15 protein-coding genes are annotated in these 19,184 nt (G+C 49.2%); 3 read left to right on the top strand and 12 right to left on the bottom strand.

The window, feature by feature from the left end:
- Positions 1–52 precede the first annotated feature (52 nt).
- Complete coding sequence (gene uvrB / locus G9U52_RS29290; RefSeq protein WP_375790298.1) at positions 53–2,065, bottom strand: excinuclease ABC subunit UvrB; 2,013 nt, start codon at positions 2,063–2,065, stop codon at positions 53–55.
- Positions 2,066–2,309: 244 nt separating this feature from the next.
- On the opposite strand from uvrB, the gene G9U52_RS29285 reads away from it, so the two are divergent.
- Both G9U52_RS29285 and G9U52_RS29280 read left to right on the top strand, forming a co-directional pair.
- Entirely contained in the window at positions 2,310–3,098 is a 789-nt protein-coding gene (locus tag G9U52_RS29285; RefSeq protein WP_166154321.1) for a flagellar motor protein, read from the top strand.
- Positions 3,076–3,870, top strand: a complete 795-nt coding sequence (locus G9U52_RS29280) for a flagellar motor protein MotB (RefSeq protein ID WP_166154319.1) — start codon at positions 3,076–3,078, stop codon at positions 3,868–3,870. Before G9U52_RS29285 ends, G9U52_RS29280 begins: the two co-directional genes overlap by 23 nt.
- A 77-nt stretch (positions 3,871–3,947) precedes the next feature.
- Here the strand turns inward: G9U52_RS29280 and G9U52_RS29275 are convergent, their stop codons facing one another.
- The 6 genes from G9U52_RS29275 to ftsE all read right to left on the bottom strand — a co-directional run bounded on the left by G9U52_RS29275 (position 3,948) and on the right by ftsE (position 11,185).
- The gene (locus G9U52_RS29275; RefSeq protein ID WP_166154395.1) at positions 3,948–4,883 is read right to left on the bottom strand and encodes an NAD(P)/FAD-dependent oxidoreductase; all 936 of its coding nucleotides are present in this window, start codon (positions 4,881–4,883) and stop codon (positions 3,948–3,950) included.
- Between the two features lie 203 nt (positions 4,884–5,086).
- Positions 5,087–6,388, bottom strand: coding sequence for a PDZ domain-containing protein (locus G9U52_RS29270; RefSeq protein ID WP_166154317.1), 1,302 nt, complete (start codon positions 6,386–6,388; stop codon positions 5,087–5,089).
- Positions 6,389–6,556: 168 nt separating this feature from the next.
- A complete protein-coding gene (locus tag G9U52_RS29265) occupies positions 6,557–8,008 on the bottom strand; it encodes a S41 family peptidase (protein WP_166154315.1) in 1,452 nt (483 codons plus the stop codon).
- Between the two features lie 188 nt (positions 8,009–8,196).
- Positions 8,197–9,483, bottom strand: coding sequence for a murein hydrolase activator EnvC family protein (locus G9U52_RS29260; RefSeq protein WP_166154313.1), 1,287 nt, complete (start codon positions 9,481–9,483; stop codon positions 8,197–8,199).
- A 108-nt stretch (positions 9,484–9,591) separates the two neighbouring features.
- On the bottom strand, positions 9,592–10,509 hold the full coding sequence (ftsX, locus tag G9U52_RS29255; RefSeq protein WP_166154311.1) for a permease-like cell division protein FtsX: 918 nt from the start codon (positions 10,507–10,509) through the stop codon (positions 9,592–9,594).
- Positions 10,499–11,185: a cell division ATP-binding protein FtsE gene (ftsE, locus tag G9U52_RS29250; protein ID WP_166154309.1), complete on the bottom strand. Its 687-nt coding sequence runs from the start codon at positions 11,183–11,185 to the stop codon at positions 10,499–10,501. The genes ftsX and ftsE overlap by 11 nt, the downstream gene beginning before the upstream one ends.
- A gap of 238 nt (positions 11,186–11,423) precedes the next feature.
- Here ftsE and G9U52_RS29245 point away from each other — a divergent pair, with 238 nt between their 5' ends.
- On the top strand, positions 11,424–13,007 hold the full coding sequence (locus G9U52_RS29245) for a VanW family protein (protein ID WP_166154307.1): 1,584 nt from the start codon (positions 11,424–11,426) through the stop codon (positions 13,005–13,007).
- Between the two features lie 224 nt (positions 13,008–13,231).
- Here the strand turns inward: G9U52_RS29245 and argH are convergent, their stop codons facing one another.
- From argH to argB, 5 genes are all read right to left on the bottom strand, one after another.
- Positions 13,232–14,647, bottom strand: coding sequence for an argininosuccinate lyase (argH, locus tag G9U52_RS29240; protein WP_166154305.1), 1,416 nt, complete (start codon positions 14,645–14,647; stop codon positions 13,232–13,234).
- Positions 14,648–14,724: 77 nt separating this feature from the next.
- Positions 14,725–15,963, bottom strand: coding sequence for an argininosuccinate synthase (locus G9U52_RS29235; RefSeq protein WP_166154303.1), 1,239 nt, complete (start codon positions 15,961–15,963; stop codon positions 14,725–14,727).
- Positions 15,964–16,149: 186 nt separating this feature from the next.
- A complete protein-coding gene (gene argF, locus G9U52_RS29230; protein WP_166154301.1) occupies positions 16,150–17,103 on the bottom strand; it encodes an ornithine carbamoyltransferase in 954 nt (317 codons plus the stop codon).
- 39 nt (positions 17,104–17,142) lie between these two features.
- Positions 17,143–18,354, bottom strand: coding sequence for an acetylornithine transaminase (argD, locus tag G9U52_RS29225; RefSeq protein ID WP_166154299.1), 1,212 nt, complete (start codon positions 18,352–18,354; stop codon positions 17,143–17,145).
- 12 nt (positions 18,355–18,366) lie between these two features.
- Complete coding sequence (gene argB / locus G9U52_RS29220) at positions 18,367–19,146, bottom strand: acetylglutamate kinase (RefSeq protein ID WP_166154297.1); 780 nt, start codon at positions 19,144–19,146, stop codon at positions 18,367–18,369.
- Between the last annotated feature and the right edge of the window lie 38 nt (positions 19,147–19,184).

Below are 19,184 nucleotides of genomic sequence, written 5' to 3'. Positions count from 1 at the left end.
GCGTCTGACATCCTTCCATTATACCCGATATTTCATATAACCGAAATATCGGTTATAGATCGACCTTCAACTCCATCACCGCATCACGAAGCTCAGCCGCACGCTCAAATTGCAGATTTTTGGCGGCATCCTTCATTTCCTTTTCCAAGCGCTCGATCAAAGACATTTTATCCTTTTTGGACATTTTGGCACCTTTGATGTCGGTTAAATAGTCCGCTTTCTGCTCAGCAACCTTAACCGCTTCAATCACATCGCGCACCTTTTTCTGGATTGTTTGGGGAGTGATGCCATTCAGCTCATTATGGGCGGTTTGGATGACCCTGCGGCGTTCGGTCTCATTCATCGCTTTACTCATGGAATCCGTTATTTTATCCCCGTATAGTATAACCCGCCCATTCGAATTTCGCGCCGCGCGGCCGATCGTTTGGATCAAGGAGCGCTCAGACCGGAGAAAGCCTTCTTTGTCGGCATCAAGAATCGCTACAAGGGATACCTCCGGCAAATCAAGCCCTTCTCTTAACAGATTGATACCTACCAGTACATGGAACACCCCCAGACGCAAATCGCGTAAAATTTGCATCCGCTCCAGCGTCTTGATATCCGAGTGCAGGTACCGTACCTTAATCCCTATCTCCTTGAAATAGTCGGTTAGATCCTCCGACATTTTCTTCGTTAATGTCGTAACCAGCACACGTTCGTCCTTACTAATACGATCATTGATTTCACCCAGCAGATCATCGATCTGCCCTTTGGTTTGGCGAACCTCGATAATCGGGTCAATCAAGCCGGTTGGGCGTATAATTTGCTCGACCATCACCGGGCAATGCTCTAGCTCATAAGGCCCTGGCGTAGCTGAAATAAATACGGCTTGTGTGACCTTAGCCTCGAATTCCTCGAAGCGCAGCGGTCGGTTATCCATCGCCGAAGGAAGCCGAAATCCATGCTCCACAAGTACTTCCTTCCGAGCACGGTCGCCATTGTACATCCCGCGAATTTGCGGCAGAGTCACGTGGGACTCATCGACCATAATCAGCATATCGTCCGGAAAATAATCGAATAACGTATAAGGGGTCGCGCCAGTCTCACGAAAGGTCAAAGGTCCCGAGTAATTCTCGATCCCGGAGCAAAAGCCCATCTCCTGCATCATCTCGATATCATAGCGGGTCCGTTGCTCCAGCCGCTGTGCCTCCAGCAGCTTGCCCTTTTCATTAAGCTCTGCCAGACGTTCCTCAAGCTCACGCTCGATATTGACCAAAGCCCGTTTCATTGTGTCCTCATGGGTCACGAAGTGAGAGGCAGGGAAAATCGCAATATGGTCGCGCTCGCCGATAATTTCCCCGGTTAGCACGTTAATCTCGGTGATCCGTTCGATCTCATCGCCGAACAGCTCAACACGGACTGCATGCTCACTATGGGATGCAGGAAATATTTCAACAACATCGCCACGCACACGAAACGTGCCCCGCACGAAGTTCATATCATTTCGTTGATATTGGATATCGATCAATCGATGCAAAATTTCGTTTCGTGAGCGCTCCATCCCCACGCGAAGGGAAAGCACCAGATTGCCATATTCAATCGGGGACCCCAGGCCATAAATACAAGATACACTGGCAACAACGATGACATCGCGGCGTTCGAACAAGGAGCTGGTCGCAGAATGGCGCAGCTTATCGATCTCCTCATTAATGCTGGAATCCTTTTCAATAAATGTATCTGAAGAAGCGATATAAGCTTCGGGTTGATAATAATCGTAATAGCTGACAAAATAGGAAACCGCGTTGTTAGGGAAAAATTCCTTTAATTCACTGCAAAGCTGGGCTGCGAGCGTTTTATTGTGGGCAATTAATAGTGTAGGCCGATTCAGCTTGGCAATGACATGCGCGGCTGTAAAGGTTTTCCCTGTACCTGTAGCACCTAGCAGGGTTTGATGCTTTTGTCCGGACTCGATACTCTTAAGGAGCTCTTCTATAGCCCGTGGCTGATCTCCTTGAGGTGTATAATCAGAAATAAGCTCAAATGGTTTATGGCTTAATATAACTTCGTTCATTCTATCACCGTCCATTGATGATCAATTTGTCTAAACTTTTAATCGTTTATTTCCGATAAATATTATGCGTCATGCGACGAAGCATGACACCGTTCGACAACCCGCCACATAGGAATGCCTGTTCCCATTTATTATACCTTTTTTCACCTTTTGTTGCAAATAAAGAAAGCTTCCTTCATTGGTTATTTTAAACAGTCCAACTAGAAACAAAACATATAATATTAGCGTCATTTATTCAGTAGTAGGGGTGAGAGGAAACGTGGATTTAACAACAATCTTAGGTCTTGTAATTGGATTGGGCGCTTTAATCGGCGGGTATATGTGGGATGGCGGTCATTTGAAAGCTTTATTCGTCCCCAGTGCTATGGTTATTATTTTTGGAGGCACGGCGGGTGCAGTTGCAATCAGTTTCCCGATGTCGCGGTTGAAGGAAATTCCCCAGGCTCTAGGTATGGCTTTCAAGGAAACAAAGCGCAATCCCGCTATTATCATTGAAGAGCTCGTGGAAATGGCGACCGTGGCGAGGCGAGAAGGCGTATTAGCCTTGGAGCAACGTGCACAAGAGCATGATAACCAGTTTTTGCGCGATGGGTTAATGATGGTTGTGGATGGTACCGACCCTGAGCTGACCCGGCAGATCCTGGAGCTGGAGATGGATGCGTTGGAGCACCACCATGAGGGCTGGGCCAAAATTTTTGAGACTGCGGGCGGCTATGCACCTGCTATGGGAATCATCGGTACGGTTATGGGCTTAATCCACGTACTCGGCAACTTGTCAGACCCAGGCACCTTAGGTCCTGCTATCGCAGTAGCCTTTACCGCCACTTTATACGGGGTTTCCTCAGCCAATGTCATTTATTTACCGATTTCCACCAAAATCAAAATTCGCAGCAAAGAACAAATATCCGAAATGGAACTCATGCTTGAAGGTATCCTGGCTCTGCAGGCCGGAGAGAATCCACAGTTGATTAAGAAGAAATTGAGGTCCTTCCAGCATCAAGGCATTAAAAGACCTGAAGGCGAGGATGATAAAGGTGGCGAGGAATAGGAAAAAACGCGTTGAAAATGAAAACCACGAGCGCTGGCTTATTACCTATGCCGACCTCATCACACTGTTGCTTATTTTCTTTGTTATCATGTATGCAATGAGTCAGGTCGATACGAAAAAATACGAAGTACTGGCACAGTCCTTGAACCTCGAATATACGAAATCCGAATCGATCATGCCCCAAGGTGCAGGCGTTCTTGGCAGCTTGAATCCAGCCCAAGCCAACGAAGGTAATTTGAAGGAAGACGACAACAAAGACAAGAAGGAGCAAGTGGACAAAGAAGTGCAACTCAACGAGCTCCGCGAAAAGCAGTTCCAGGATTTAATGGAGAAGATCCAACAGTACATACAGCAACAAAACCTGCAATCTCAAATATTTGTAGCCAATACGTCAAGGGGGATTAACGTTACATTAAATGATTTATTCTTATTCGACCTGGGCAGAGCTGATTTGAAAAGGGATGCCTATCCCATTCTTGACAAGCTCTCCACGTTGCTCCCCACTTTAGATTCAGTCATTAGCATTGAAGGCCACACCGACAACGTTCCTTTAGCAACAGGTTCATTGTTCAAGGATAACTGGCGGCTTTCCTCCGAACGGTCGTTGTCCGTACTTCGTTATTTCACGGATACCATGGGCCTGGAGCCCAAAAAATTCATGTCGAGCGCTTTCGCCGATACGCATCCTGTTGCTGATAATAGCACTCCTGAGAATCGCTCTAAAAACCGCCGTGTGGAAATCATCGTCCTGCGTGAAGCACCACAGCAGTAAAAAGCAGCAGCCTGAAGCCTGTACTTAGGTTTTAGGCTGCTTTGTTATATGTGCTGATGGTTGTTGGACTTGGATCGTTAGGACAAGCCTAAGGGTCGGGCGTTGATCCCCAGCAGCTCCTTATGAATCCATATGGCGGCCTGTGAGCCTTCGCCCATGGCAATGGTAAGCTGCTCCGCATGCACGCCAACATCTCCTGCCGCCCATACTCGGGGGACGTTCGTCATTTTGCTGCGAGGGTCCGTTATAATATGTTTATTGTCTAAACATTGTATCCCGATTTGCCTGGCCAGCTCCGAGTGAACATGGTTCCTCCCAAAAGCGATGAACCCCCGCTCACCAGCAACCACACGGCCGTCAGCAAGCCGAACTCCCTGAAACTCACCGTCAGTAGCGCTATTCACCAGCACCTCAGACAGGCTTGCATCGATCTGCCTAATACCATGTGCTTGCAGCTCAAGGAGCTGCCTACTGTCCGTCGCTTCCCTCTCCCATTCATGGTTGATATACACGACATCCTTCGTCCAATAGAGCAGCGCCAGTGCCATTGAAGCTCCCACGTTGCCTGAGCCCATAACAATCGTTTTGCGGCCATCCACTTCATAGCCATCACAATCGGGACATACATAAACCGTTAATCCCAGACAAGACCTAAGTCCAGGAAGATCAGGGAATCTATCCGACAGTCCCGTCGCAAGCAGCACCGTGGAAGCCTCAATAAAAGGCTGCCGCCCTTCCCTCTCCAAGATAAATGAAGAATCCCTCCGCTTGAGGCCTGTCACCTCAGCTTGCATAAACTGAACGCCCAGCCGCTCCCCCTGTAAGCTGCCCAGTCTGCGCAGCTCCTCACCCGACACTCCTTCAGGCCAGCCTAGTATATTGTGATAGCTTCTGCATAAGGTCGATCGCCCTTCGCCTTTGTCGATAACCAGTATCCGATGTTTATACCTGCCTAGCTGAATCGCTGCCTGAAGGCCGGCTATACCGCCTCCGACAATCACGCAATCATATATCGAAGTGTCCACTTGCTGGTCTCCTCCATCGTTTTTTATTAGCTTCCCCAAGCTTGCTATAAAAAACAATTTGGTATGCAAAAAAAGCCGTCAGAGAATTTCCTGACGGTGCTTTATAGAGCTAGCGACTGCGGAGGTACGCAGGCGAAGACAGGCGATGCAATTTCAGTCATAATGTCGTACTTGAAATCGTCTGGACCTACTTAAAGCTGTTCTTCCACAGAAACTGGCTTTCGCGGCTGCTTCCGGTTCACACCTGACAGCCTGCTACGCAAATAGCCCAGAAAGTGTAGCTGTTTCTCTTCGGCATAATATAGCGCATCCTGGTCAGGTGCCAAAATAATACCAAGCTGGTGGTGCTCCCCAGAGAACATGGCCCGCTTTAGAAACTTGTTTTCCCCAGCCAGGTTCAGGATCTCCAGCTTGCAAAACGCCGAGTTCAGCATGATCGCTTGATGCAATTCTTGCCTTGAGCCTATAGGCTGCCCATTGACCTTATGAATCATTTCACCAGGCACGATGCCCAGCTCCGCTGCAGGGCTGCCGGGTATGATCCCTAATATTTTCAACCCGCGGTGGTCATGCACGAAGTAAGGCTGCCGATTCGATTCATCCCAACGGCTATAAAGCCTGAGGCTCTCATGAAGCGCTATACAGCCCATGGAAGCAATTATCGTCGCTATTGGGCCAAGATAAGCCAATAGGGCTAATAACAGCACCACGGCTGCATACAGGAGCAGCAGATTGGAGCTGATCCTTGCCTTCTCCTGCGGCAGGCGGGACAACGTGATATCGGCGAAGCCGAGCATCATCGGGAAGCCGATGATCGCCCAGCCGCCGCTCCACAGGTCGCCACCCATGAGCGGCGTCCAAGGCAGCAGGCTGCCGCCGCCCTGCATCGGAACGACCAGAAATAAAACCACTGGCCAAAACCCCTGCAACTGGTAGCCTCCTACAATTTTGCCGCGCTTGCTTTCATAGAACATCGGAGTGCCGGTCTCAGCACCTCTTTTACGAATCAAGATCGCCTCCACGATATGCAGGATAGCAATTAGCGCTAACAAGGATGGCATATTCAGCTGGAGCAAGGGATCTGCGAACCATGACATAGACGGATATCCACTAAGCGCTGGCACCATAATCCATAAGCTATGTAAGATACCGATAACGCCGATGGCGTACGCCCAGCATAGAAACCGCACCCGGATAAAGAGCAGCAGCAGCGAAATCACCCACAAAAAGACTATGGCCTCAGCTTGCACCGTAGCACCTACGAAAGCCATAACAATCGAAGCTGCAAGTCCCCCAACCCATCCCCATAAAAGCGTTTTCCAAGTTTGCCCCAGTAAAGAATGCAGCTTCGTGTGAAACAGTTTACGTTCCAAGCTAATCTGCCTTCGATACTGCAAAATTATAAAAATAATGCCTATGTAATAAAAAGGGTTTATGAAAAGCTGGAGCAAGGCATGAAGCCCTTTATTGGCTATTTCCATGTATACGTTCATTTTATTGCTCCCTCGTCAACAAAAAATTGGAAGGCTGGATAAACCCAACCTTCCTACATAATTTCGACGTAGAGCAGTAGATATCCTGCCCCACCCAATTATATCCTGCCAAGAGACTATATGAACCAATATCTGTTAGTATTTATCGCGAAATGGTAAATGAAGTGATCACTTCGGCATAGTCGTCTCCAAATGCTGGATGGCCGCCTTTAGCTGAAGGTCATTTTTCGGATCCTTAATTTCATTTAATATCGCTTTCTCGATCCGAGTGGCTGTTTCCACATCAACCTCTCCGGTTATAGGCATATTTTGTAGCCGTTGGAAAGCCTTCACCGCCAAAGCTGTCTTATCGCTGAAATAGCCGTCTGCACGTTCCGGGTTTAATCCAAGCCCCTTGAGCATCGTTTGCAGGTTTTTGACATCCTCACTGTTCATATCCTGTACCAGTGTTGCTTTCTTGGTCAAAGGCGCCACTTTAAAATAAGCAGGCTGCTCGACAGCCATGTCCGGTTCGATTCCTTTTTTATGAATCCATGTACCGTTTGGTGTTAACCATTTGTAGACGGTCATCTTAATATTGCTGCCATCGCCCATTTCCTTCTCAAAGGTAACTTGGACAGTGCCTTTGCCGAAGGTCGTTTCACCAATCAGCTTACTGCCAGAAGAATCATGCAGGGCTCCAGCCAATATTTCCGAAGCACTTGCGCTGCCTTTATTAATAAGTACGGTAACTGGGTAATTCTTACCCGTACCTGCAGAGGTTGTATCTTCTTGCTCCCCCTTGCGGTTCTCAATCTTCACGATCGGCTTTCCCTTAGGCACAAAAGGCTCCACAATCTCTACAACCGCTGAAAGCAAGCCGCCTGGATCATTCCGTACATCAATAACCAAGCCTTTCATTCCTTTGGTTTCCAAGGTCTTCAGCTCATCCTTGAAACGCTTGGAGGTATTGCTGGAAAACTGGCGAATCTCGATTTTGCCAATATTGTTTGGGAGCATTTCGGCATATACGGTCTCCACATCAATATCATCCCTGACTACCGTCATTTGGATCGGATCGGCAGAGCCGCTCCGCACAATTTCCAGCTTGGCCTGTGTGCCCTTGGGACCCCGAATTTTCATGATCGCTTGGTTCAGCGTTAAAGCATCAAGCTTCTCGCCATTCACGGAAACAATTACATCATTAGCATGCAGCCCCGCTTTCTCAGCCGGTGAGCCTTTAATCGGAGAAACAATCGTCACTTTGCCATCTTCCAAGGAAACCTCAGCGCCGATCCCTTGGAACGAGGATGTAATACTTTCGTCGAATTGCTTGGCTTCCTTCTGGTCCATGTAAACGGTGAAGGGATCCTCCAAGGAGGATAACATCCCATTAATGGCGCCGTTCACCACTTTATCATGGTCAACCTCCGACAAAAATTTGCCTTCAATCAATTGGTAGGTGGTAGACAGCTTGTTTACATCCTTGGTGCTTAGCCCCGATTTGGTGCTGCCCAAGGCTACACCTTCCTTGCCGGCTGCAGCAAACGTCGCTGGATTCACGATCATAAGTGTCATAATGCTACTGGCGAACATCGCTAACAATACAAATAAAATTACTGTACGTCCCTTAAATGCCATCTTTTTAATTACACCGCCTTTATGACTACCTTATTGGACTCGTCCTTGTAGTGTATGACAAGCTCCTAGAAATTATTAACAGCGGCTGAGGAACATCCGAATGCTGGTTGTCGACAGCTACTTTCTGACACAAGTAGACCGTGGACGCGTGACTCGGTGTTTCTTTAGCACATTCTTTAGTGAATACTTTAGCGAAGATAAGGTTTAGGGTCAACTGGGGATTCATTGATTCGCACCTCAAAATGCAAGTGGTTTCCCGTCGATTCTCCAGTAGAACCAACCTCTGCAACCTTTTGCCCACGTTTGATAATGTCACCCTTCTCTACCACGGTACCCCCGTTGCGGATATGTCCGTATAAGGTCCAGTAGCCGTTTCCGTGGTCGATAATAACAGTATTCCCATAGCCGCTCCACCAGGAAGCCACAATAACGACACCATCGCCTGCAGCCAATATGCCCGTACCGTTGGGGGCTCCCAAATCAATGCCATTATGGCTCTTCTTCTTACCCGTAAAGGGATCAGAGCGATTACCAAAATCCGATGTCATTGGGTATACCTTGCCTAACGGATAGCCAAACTTGCCCCCGGTGAAGGGTGCAGCGGGCGCAGGTGAATTACTAGGTGAATTAGCTGCACCTGGTTTGGCCTTCGCATTAGCCGCCGCCTTAGCTGCGGCAGCCGCAGCAGCAGCTTCAGCCGCCTTGCGCTTGGCCTCAGCCAATGCGGCTTCCTTACGTGCATATTCTAGAAGCATTTTTTCCTGGTCTTCACTGATATCCTCAAGCTCGTGCTTCTTTTCTTTTTCGATTTGGGAAAGGCTTGCAATCTTGACTTCCTTCTCCTTCTCCTTGATAACCAAATCTGTTTTAATAAGTGCGGTCTGGCTGTACAAATCCTTAACCTGATTCAATTGCTGCTCAATCTGTACCCGCTTGCCTTCCATGACGGTACGATCCTTACGGTTAGCCTCCAGAATTTGCTTATCCTGGTTCACAATTGCGTTCAATGCGTTCAGGCGATCCAAAAAATCGCCAAAGCTGGTTGAGCTGAGCAATACATCCGCATACGAAACGACACCATTCATATACATTAAACGAAGGCGTGATTTGAGCAACGCATCCCGGGATTCCACCCGTTCCTCGACTTCCTCGAGCTGCTTGCCATTTACCTCCAAATTATCTTTTACCGTACTGATTTGGTTATTAAGCGTATTCAGCTTTAGGTTGGTCGTCTCAATTTGACCCAATAACGCATTAATATCGACGCTGGCAACCTGCTTTTCTTGCAGGACCTTCGCTATTTCCGCTTGCGTTTCTGCCGCCTTCTGCTGCGCCGCGGACATTACTTTCTTAATCTGGCCCAGCTCCTGCTCAATTTTCTTGGTTGCCGACATCGTAGCCCCTGCCAACTGCGGCGTGGCTAACGTACCAACTACTGCTACCGATACGACGAAAGATAGAAAACGTTTCTTCAACCTTTGCTTCCTCCCCAAAATTAGACTAAGCAACAACCCCAAAAAATGTTGAGCATGAATCATCTCTGCCTAAACAACTGTGGGCGCATGATCGTGTTCACGCTTCTACTAAACTCTTAAAAACTTGCGTACAGACAACGTGCTTCCCCAAATGCCAATCATAACTCCAATTCCCAGCAAGAGGACCGACATCGTGTAATAAACCTGTTCGAAAGGAAGCAGCTTGATCATCAGTAGGTTTAAATCCAGCTGAGTGGAATTCATCAACTGCCAATAGCCATATAATAAAATAGCGACCGGAATGACGGAGCCTATAATGCCAAGCAATGCACCTTCTATAAAAAAGGGCCAGCGGATAAACGAATTGGTTGCTCCTACCAGCTTCATAATGGCAATTTCACGTCGCCGCGCGATAATGGTCAGCTTAATGGTGTTCGCGATCAGGAACATCGCGGTTAGTGCAAGCCCGGCAACCAGTACAAGCCCTACGTTACGGATAATTTGTGTCACTTTGAACATCGTTTCTACCGTTCCTTGCCCATAGCTCACTCGGTAAATAGGTTTATTGGCTTTACTGTTGTTGATCTCGTTAATTTTCTGTGCGACACTGGCTACTTCTCTAGGCTCCACAACCTCAATCGTGAACGAATCATTCAGCGGATTGTTATCGCCATCAAAACCCTCTAAAAGCTGCTTTCCGCTCTCTCCAAGCTTTTCCCGCAAATACACAATGCCTTCCTCCTTGGACACGAACAGCAGCTTTTCCACTTGAGGGATAGCACTGATTTCTGCCTGCAAACCCTGGATCTGCTCCTTGGACGTGTTAACCTCCAGATAGACACGGATCTCTACTTGGGATTCGATTTGCTCCGCCAAATAATTAACGTTCAAGGTCAGCAATAAAAAGATGCCTAAAATAAACAACGAAATCGAAATTGAACTGATCGAAGCAAAGGACATCCAGCCATTGCGGACCACATTTTTGCAGCCCTCGCGAATATGCCGCAGCACTGTGCTAATCCTCATAACCGTATTCACCCCTGACTTGGTCGCGGGAGATTTGGCCATTTTCAATAGCAAGCACACGTTTACGGATCGTATTCACAATTTCTTTGTTGTGCGTCGCCATAATAATAGTCGTACCACGAAAATTAATTTCTTCCATCAGCTTCATAATGCCCCACGAGGTTTCCGGATCCAGGTTACCTGTAGGCTCATCCGCGATAATCACAGTCGGGTTATTCACAATCGCACGGGCTATGGCCACACGCTGCTGCTCCCCCCCTGATAGCTGGCTCGGCAAAGACCCAGACTTATCCTTAAGCTTGACTAGCTCTAGTACCTCAGTTACCCGTTTCTTAATAATTTTTTTAGGCGCCTCGATAACTTCCATCGCAAAAGCAATATTCTCAAACGCGGTCAGCTTGGGCAGTAGCCGATAGTCCTGGAAAATCACGCCGATGTTCCGTCTTACATAAGGAATTTTGCGCTGCTTCAGCTTCTCCAGGTTAAAGCCATTAACAAAAATACTCCCCTTAGTTGGTCTTTCTTCTCTATAGATCAATTTCATAAATGTCGATTTGCCTGCACCAGAAGGACCTACCACATATAAAAATTCATTGCGGTTCACCTTGACGGTGATCCCCTTTAAGGCATGGCTGCCATCTGGGTACGTTTTCCACACATCCTGCATTTCTATCACGGTATCACATCCTGATTATTTAACTAGCTTATAGACTTTCGACACAAACACCCATAATCCTTCGTATCGAAATGAATTTCATCTTTTTTTCACATTTAACTTGCGTTTTCGCTGAGGTTGTGGCGGATCGGTTAACGTTTTGGCGTTGTGGCAAGTTACGGCGCTTGCCCGCATATACATCAAGTATACAAGCAGGGCCTGTCATCGGATGAAGCCCTTATAAAAAGGAGCTTGCCTTATGGTGCAGCAACGAACCCTTTGGGGACGTGTAGGGGTGTTGGTTTTGTCCATGATAGCGCTCATGTGCTTATCGCTAGTTTTATATGGGATACAAACTCGACTGCCCACAGGCTTAAATGTAGATGGGTGGAACGTAGGCAGACTCAGCTGGGCGCAATTCGAGCAACAGCTGGCATACAAAAAAAAGCTGCTGCTGGAGCAACCTATCCTGCTGGCCAGCGGCCAGCCAGATATTGCACTTCCACCTTCAGCTTGGACAGCCGAGCAGCTAGGGCTGCAGGTAGTGCTTGATGAGGTACTGGGTCCGCTAGCGGCGCTCAGGGTGGGCTCGCCCTTTGAGCGGGCGCTCCTTCGCTGGAAGCTCCGCAACCAGCAGCTTGCGGTACACTACGACATCGATGCCACCAAGCTTCACGCCTTGCTCGCCAAGCAGCTTCCAGCTTTCTATGAGCAGCAGCCGGTAAACGCGCAGCGCATTGTCGGACCGACCGACATGGTCAGCTACGTCCCTGAGGTAGACGCCATCCGAATCGACGAAGCCGCGCTGCTGGAGCCATTAAAGGCGGCTGCCTCCCAGCTGACGACGATCAGAAGCGCAGAAGGGGCAGCCGGACAAGAGGGCATGGAGGGAACAGCACCGAGAGCAGGGGAAGCAGGAATAGCAAAGACCGTAGGAGAACCATTCAAAATTACAGTAACCTTTGTGAAAGAGAAGCCTGCTGTCACGCTAAGCTTGCTCCAGGAGCAAGGAGTGGACTACAAAATCAATGAGTTCACCACCAACCTCCTGCAAAATAGCGAAGGGCGCCTTCATAACATCCGCTCCACGGCAGCGGCCATCCACGATGTACTGCTGAAGCCGGGGGAAGTGTTTGATTATGCAGCTTACATTACAAGGACAGAAGCCCAATATGGCTTCAAAGAAGCGCCAGTCATTGTGAATGGCAAGCTTGTGCCTGGCATTGGCGGTGGCATCTGCCAAGTATCCACTACCCTCTACAATGCGGTGCTGCGCGCCGGGCTCGCTATTGTTGAGCGCCGTAACCACTCGCTTCCTGTCAGCTATGTGCCGCTTGGCCAGGACGCTACCTTCGCCGCTGGGCATATTAACTTCCAGTTTCGTAACAGTACCGAGAAGCACCTGCTGATCCGTACCTTAATGGATAACCAAATCATAACCGTCAAGTTATTCGGGCATACCCCAACCGATATTACCTATACGGTCGAGTCCAAAACCGTCCGCACACTGCAGCCTGCCACCAAATACGTCGCCAACCCAACCTTGCCCGCTGGCAAGCAGCAGACGATCAGTGAAGGCAAGCTGGGCTACGTGGTCGATACGTTCCGTTATAAGCGGCAAAACGGCCAGCTTATCGGCCAGGAGCGGATTTCGCAGGATACCTATGCTGCACAGCCTACCGTTATTGCCGTCCGCCAAAGCCCGGGCGGACCGGATGGCACGGGGAGTCCAGGCGGCACACCTGCGCCGCAGCGTGGCGCAGGCCCGAACCCGAACCCAGATGGCAAGCCTTACGAGGCTCCGCTGATCGAGGACGGGGTGAAAGGGCCGACATTCAGATAATTTATGCACATGGAAATAAAGGGGGAGAAGTGAACTGGAAAAGCTCCTGCTAATGCCCTTGCAAACAGTTGCATTTTTCAACTGATTTATGCACAAAAAGCAGGAGAATTCCCCCCTAATTTGAAATTGGGCTTTGAATCGCAAAAGAACCCACAAACCCATGACATCCGTGGGCTTGCAGGTTCTTTTAATATCCTGAAAATAACTTTTGGAACTCTATGGTCTTATTTGCTTTTGTTATAGTACTCTTGGAACCATTCGTCCGTCTTCGCCTTAACGACTTCGGCACGGCTTATCGCAGCCGATACCTGTCCTGTAGCTGTGCCACCATACACATTACGTGCATTGACCACCTGCTCCGGTTGAAGTACAGCATAAATGTCCGCCTCGAACAGCTCGGAAAACTGGTGGTATTCCTCCAGCTTCAGATCCAGCAAAAACTTTTCGTTTTGGATACAGTACAGCACCGTCTTGCCGATAACTTCATGGGCTTGGCGGAAAGGCAGCCCTTTATTCACCAAATAATCGGCAATATCGGTTGCATTGGAGAAGTCCTGGTTGACGGCTTGACGCATCCGTTCCTTGTTCACCTTCATCGTGCTGACCATTGGAGCATATAGCTGTAGCGCCCCCTGCAGCGTCCGTACCGTATCGAACATGCCTTCTTTATCTTCCTGCATATCCTTGTTATAGGCTAATGGCAATGATTTAAGCACCGTCAGCAGGCCGAACAAGTTTCCGTATACACGGCCTGTTTTGCCGCGAACGAGCTCGGGCACATCGGGATTTTTTTTCTGCGGCATAATGCTGCTGCCTGTACAGAAGGCATCATCCAGCTCGATGAAACGGAATTCTGTGGAGGACCACAAAATCATTTCCTCGGAAAACCGTGATAAATGCATCATAATCATCGAGGCATTCGACAGGAATTCGATAATGAAATCGCGGTCGCTTACCGCATCGAGCGAATTTTCATATACACCATCAAAGCCAAGCTGCTCCGCTACAAAATGGCGGTCGATCGGGAACGTCGTCCCTGCCAGCGCCCCTGCGCCTAAGGGCAACACGTTAATCCGCTTGTAGCTGTCCTGCAGGCGCTCGATATCGCGTTGAAACATCGATACATACGCCATTAGATGATGGGCGAACAGGATCGGCTGGGCACGCTGCAAATGCGTATACCCGGGCACGATCGTATCTAGATTTTGGGATGCTTGCCCAATAAGTGCCTCTTGCAAGGTATTCAGCAGGCCAACAAACTCTACGACACGCTTGCGTAAATACAAGTGCATGTCGGTGGCTACCTGATCATTACGGCTGCGTCCGGTGTGCAGCTTCCCGCCCACAGGACCAACCTCTTCAATCAGTGCTTTCTCGATATTCATATGAATATCCTCGTCACCAACTGTGAATTCCATCTCCCCCAGCCGGATCTTGCTTTGCACTTTGAGCAAACCGCCCTTGATCTTACCTACATCCTCCAGCGGCAGGATTCCACATTTGCCGAGCATGGTTACATGCGCCAAGCTCCCCGCAATGTCCTCCTCGGCCAGCTCTTTATCGAACAAAATGGAAGCTGTATATTCCTCCACCAGTTGGTCGGTCTTTTTCGTAAAACGTCCACCCCAAAGCTTTGACACTTGTCTGCCCCTCTCTGCCGGCTTCCTACATCTTCATGAAGGTTTAGGAAAGCCGCGATGTTGATTTTAGCTTGGTTCTAAGATTTAGCGCTTTGCTCAACGCCGGAGGAAACCTTCAAGCGTAAAGCGTTCAAGCGGATAAATCCGGTGGCATCGCCTTGGTTGTAAGCTTGAGTTGGATCTGCTTCCATTGTAGCAATATTCGGATTGTATAAGCTGACAGGGCTTTGTACGCCGGCTCCAATAACATTGCCTTTGTATAACTTCAAGCGTACGGTGCCGGATACATTTTTCTGGCTTTCATTTACCAACGCCTGCAGAGCCAAACGCTCAGGAGCGAACCAGAAACCATTATAAACAAGCGTGCTGTAACGGGATATTAGTGAATCGCGCAGGCTCATCACTTCACGGTCCATCGTTAGCGACTCCATCTTGCGGTGTGCGGAGAACAGGATCGTACCGCCAGGTGTTTCGTACACGCCGCGGCTCTTCATGCCGACAAAACGATTTTCCACCATATCCACACGGCCGATGCCATGCTTGCCACCTAGCTCATTCAGCTTATCCATAATATGCAAAGGCGTCATCAGGTCACCGTTGATCCCCACGCAGTTGCCTTTTTCAAAGTTCAGCTCGATATATTCGGCTTGGTCAGGTGCATCCTCAGGATCAACGCTCAGTACGAACATTTCTTTGTTCGAGGTTGCGCTTGGATCAAACCAAGGATCCTCCAGCATGCCGCTCTCAAAGCTGATATGCAGCAGGTTGCGGTCTGTCGAGTAGGGCTTCGATGCCGAAGCTGTAACAGGAATGCCATGCTTTTCGGCATAAGCGATCATTTCAGCGCGGCCTGGGAATGTTTCGCGGAACGCGTCCAAACGCCATGGAGCGATAACCTCAAGCTCTGGAGCCAGTGCAGCCGCGGTTAGCTCGAAGCGCACTTGGTCGTTGCCTTTGCCAGTAGCGCCGTGGGCAATAGCGATCGCGCCCTCGCGGCGGGCGATTTCGACCATCCGCTTCGCAATTAAAGGACGTGCGATGCTCGTGCCGAGCAGATATTGCCCTTCATACAAAGCACCCGCTTGAAACATCGGGTAAATAAAATCCTTGGCGAATTCATCCTGCAAATCGTCGATGTAAATTTTCGAAGCACCGGTTGCCAGCGCCTTTTCTTCCAGACCGTCCAACTCGTCTCTTTGCCCGATATCTGCTGTAAAAGCAATAATTTCCGCGTCGTACGTTTCTTTTAACCATTTTAAAATAATCGATGTATCCAATCCGCCTGAATAGGCAAGAACAATTTTCGGCTTAGCCATGGTTCTGCGCTCCTTTAATAGGTCGATATCGTTATGAGTTCGGAATCTTGTACATAAAAGCTGATTATAGCGTAATTACGGGCTGCTGAATACTCGAAAGTTACTTGCAGACTGTTGCAGACTGCTACTGCGCACCTTTATTTTGCTAAAAAATCATATAAAATCTTGTTTACCCTGCTACGATGGCTACATCGTGGCGGCCATGATCGCTTTTTGCGCGTGCAGGCGGTTTTCAGCTTGGTCGAAAATAATCGAGTTCGATCCGTCGATCACGCCTTCACTCACTTCCTCCCCACGGTGGGCGGGCAGGCAATGCATAAAGAGGTAATCCTTATGGGCGTAGCTGGCGAGCGCTTCATTGACTTGGTAGTTTTTAAATGCAAGCTCGCGTTCCTTCTGCTCGGTCTCAAAGCCCATGCTTGCCCATACATCCGTATATATGACATCTGCGTTAGCCGCAGCTTCTTTGGGATCAGTCCCTACATATAGCTTGCAGCCATTTTGGTTGGCTACGTCCATGGTTGACGCCACAATGCCAGCATTAGGCTCATAGCCCTGTGGAGAAGCTACCGCAAAATCGATGCCAAGCTTCGCCGCGCCCATCATCAAGGAATGCACCATATTGTTGCCGTCCCCAATGTAGGCGACCTTCAAGCCACGCAGATGGCCCTTATGCTCCAAAATCGTCTGGTAATCCGCCAAAGCCTGGCAGGGATGCGAACGGTCGGTCAACCCGTTAATTACAGGAATCGTGGCGCCGCGCGCCAAATCGATCACCTTACGGTGTGCATGTGTCCGGATCATAATCCCGTCCAAGTAACGCGACATCACCTGTGCTGTATCTGAAATGGTTTCGCCACGTCCCAGTTGCAAATCATTGCTGCTTAAAAATAATGCATGGCCGCCCAATTGGTACATCCCTACTTCGAAAGAAACTCGCGTACGTGTCGATGATTTTTCGAAAATCATGCCCAAAGTCTTGCCCTTCAATGGTTGAAAGGCTTCGCCTGCTTTTTGCTTCTTTTTCAAATCAATTGCCAAATCCAACAAATATTGAATTTCTTCTGTCGAAAAATCAGACAGTCCCAAAAAATCTCTACCCTTCAAATCAACAGCAAGTTGTTGCTCGGTTTGTGCCAAGGTTACTGCCCCTCTCTTCGTTAGATTTGCCCTAATGCTCTATTGAACGGCTGTAGCTGCTTGTGCTTGCTGCGCGTGTTTGCCCAGCACCGAGCAGATAACAGCCAATCCTTCGTCGACCTCTTCCTTGGTTATCAGCAGGCTTGGCGCTAAGCGGATCACATTCGGTCCCGCCGATATGACCAGCACTGCATGCTCTTGCAGCGTAGTAATCAAGTCCGCCACGGGCTGCGTGCATTCAATGCCGATCAGCAAGCCTAAGCCGCGCACTTCGCTCACTAGCGGGTTATCTGCCAATTGCTTGGATAGCTCGCTTACGATATAATCGCCCATCTCTGCCGCACGCTCCGAGAGCTTGCCTTCCAGTATCGTTTCCAATGTGGCAACACCCGCTGCCGTGGATAAATAATTGCCACCAAAGGTAGAACCGTGGCTGCCTGCGGAGAAAGCCTCGCGCAGCTTTTCTTTACCTACCATTGCGCCGATCGGCATGCCGCTGCCAAGCCCTTTGGCCAATGTAAAAATATCCGGCTCGATGCCATAATGCTCGTAAGCAAACAGCTTGCCCGTGCGGCCAACACCCGTCTGAATCTCGTCAACAATAAGCAGCAGGCCATGCTGCTCACACAAGGCGACTACCTGCTTGATAAATTCCGGATTAGCCCGGTTTACACCGCCTTCACCTTGAACCATTTCCAGCATAATCGCGCAGGTTTGGGGCGTAATCGCTTGCTCTAATGCCTCCGCATCATTATAAGGAGCATATGCGAAGCCTATAGGCAATGGTGCAAACCCTTCCTTGACTTTATCCTGCCCGGTCGCTGTTAATGTCGCCAATGTGCGCCCATGGAAGGACTGCTGGAAGGAAATAATCTCATATTGCTCTGGCTTGCCGAGCACTTTATTGAAGTAGCGGCGAGCCAGCTTGATCGCCGCTTCATTGGCCTCCGCACCGCTGTTGCCGAAAAACACTGCATCGCCACAGCTATTGTCGGTCAACAGCTGGGCCAGCTTCTCTTGGTTCGGAATATGGAATAGATTACTCGTATGCCAAATCTGGTCGATCTGCTCCTTTAAACGGTCTGCTACCTGCTTAGGGACATGCCCCAGATTCGTTACCGCAATCCCGCTCATCAAGTCCAAATATTGCTTGCCGTTTTCATCCCATAACCGGCTTCCTTCACCCTTTACAAATGCCAGATTGTAGCGGCTTCCGTAATTCGGAAATAAAGCTTTGGCTCCTTCTCTCATGCTTATTCACTCCTATTTGACGATTCGTGTACCCAGCACTTCACCTTTAATAACTCGACTCAGCACTTGCGGCTCAGACCCGTTAACGATAATAACTTCATTTACTTTCCCTTGGATGCATTGGATCGCGGCACGGACCTTCGGGATCATACCTCCATAAATTTCACCGCTTGTGATCATATCATTGATCTCTTGGACGGTGATGGAGGGAAGCACGATTTTTTCGCCGCCCACCGTTTTCATAATGCCGGGTACATCGGTCACCACGATCATCCGCTCCACGCCAAGCTGCGACGCAATCGCACCTGCCGCGGTATCCGCATTAATATTATAGCGCTGGCCTCCGTCTGCCCCTAGGCCGACTGGAGCAATAACAGGCATATAGCCCATTTGGATGATGCCTTGAAGCAGCTCCGCGTTCACGTGGGTTACATCGCCCACTAGGCCTACCTCATGTGCATTGGCTACAGGACGCACCTGGATCAAATGCCCATCGACGCCAGACAACCCCATGGCGCGAGCGCCAGACAGCTGGATTTTGCGGACGATCTCCTTGTTGATCTGCCCCGACAATACCATCTCGACAACATCAAGCACAGCTTCGTTTGTTTTGCGTAGTCCGTTTACAAACTCAGTTTCAATGCCCAGCTTGCCTAAAGTATCGGAGATGGCAGGCCCGCCTCCATGCACGATTACGGGAATAATGCCTTCATCCTGCAGTTGCTTCATATCCTCGAAAAAAGAACTAGGCAGCGCCGCTAGCGTACTGCCGCCACATTTCATGACAAACATCAGTTGTTTACCCTCCCAAACGTTTACCCTCCCAAACC

It is taken from the genome of Paenibacillus agricola (assembly GCF_011440305.1).
Taxonomy (GTDB): domain Bacteria; phylum Bacillota; class Bacilli; order Paenibacillales; family NBRC-103111; genus Paenibacillus_S; species Paenibacillus_S agricola.
Note: the sequence above shows the minus strand (reverse complement) of the source record. Positions and strands in the feature narration are given on the sequence as shown.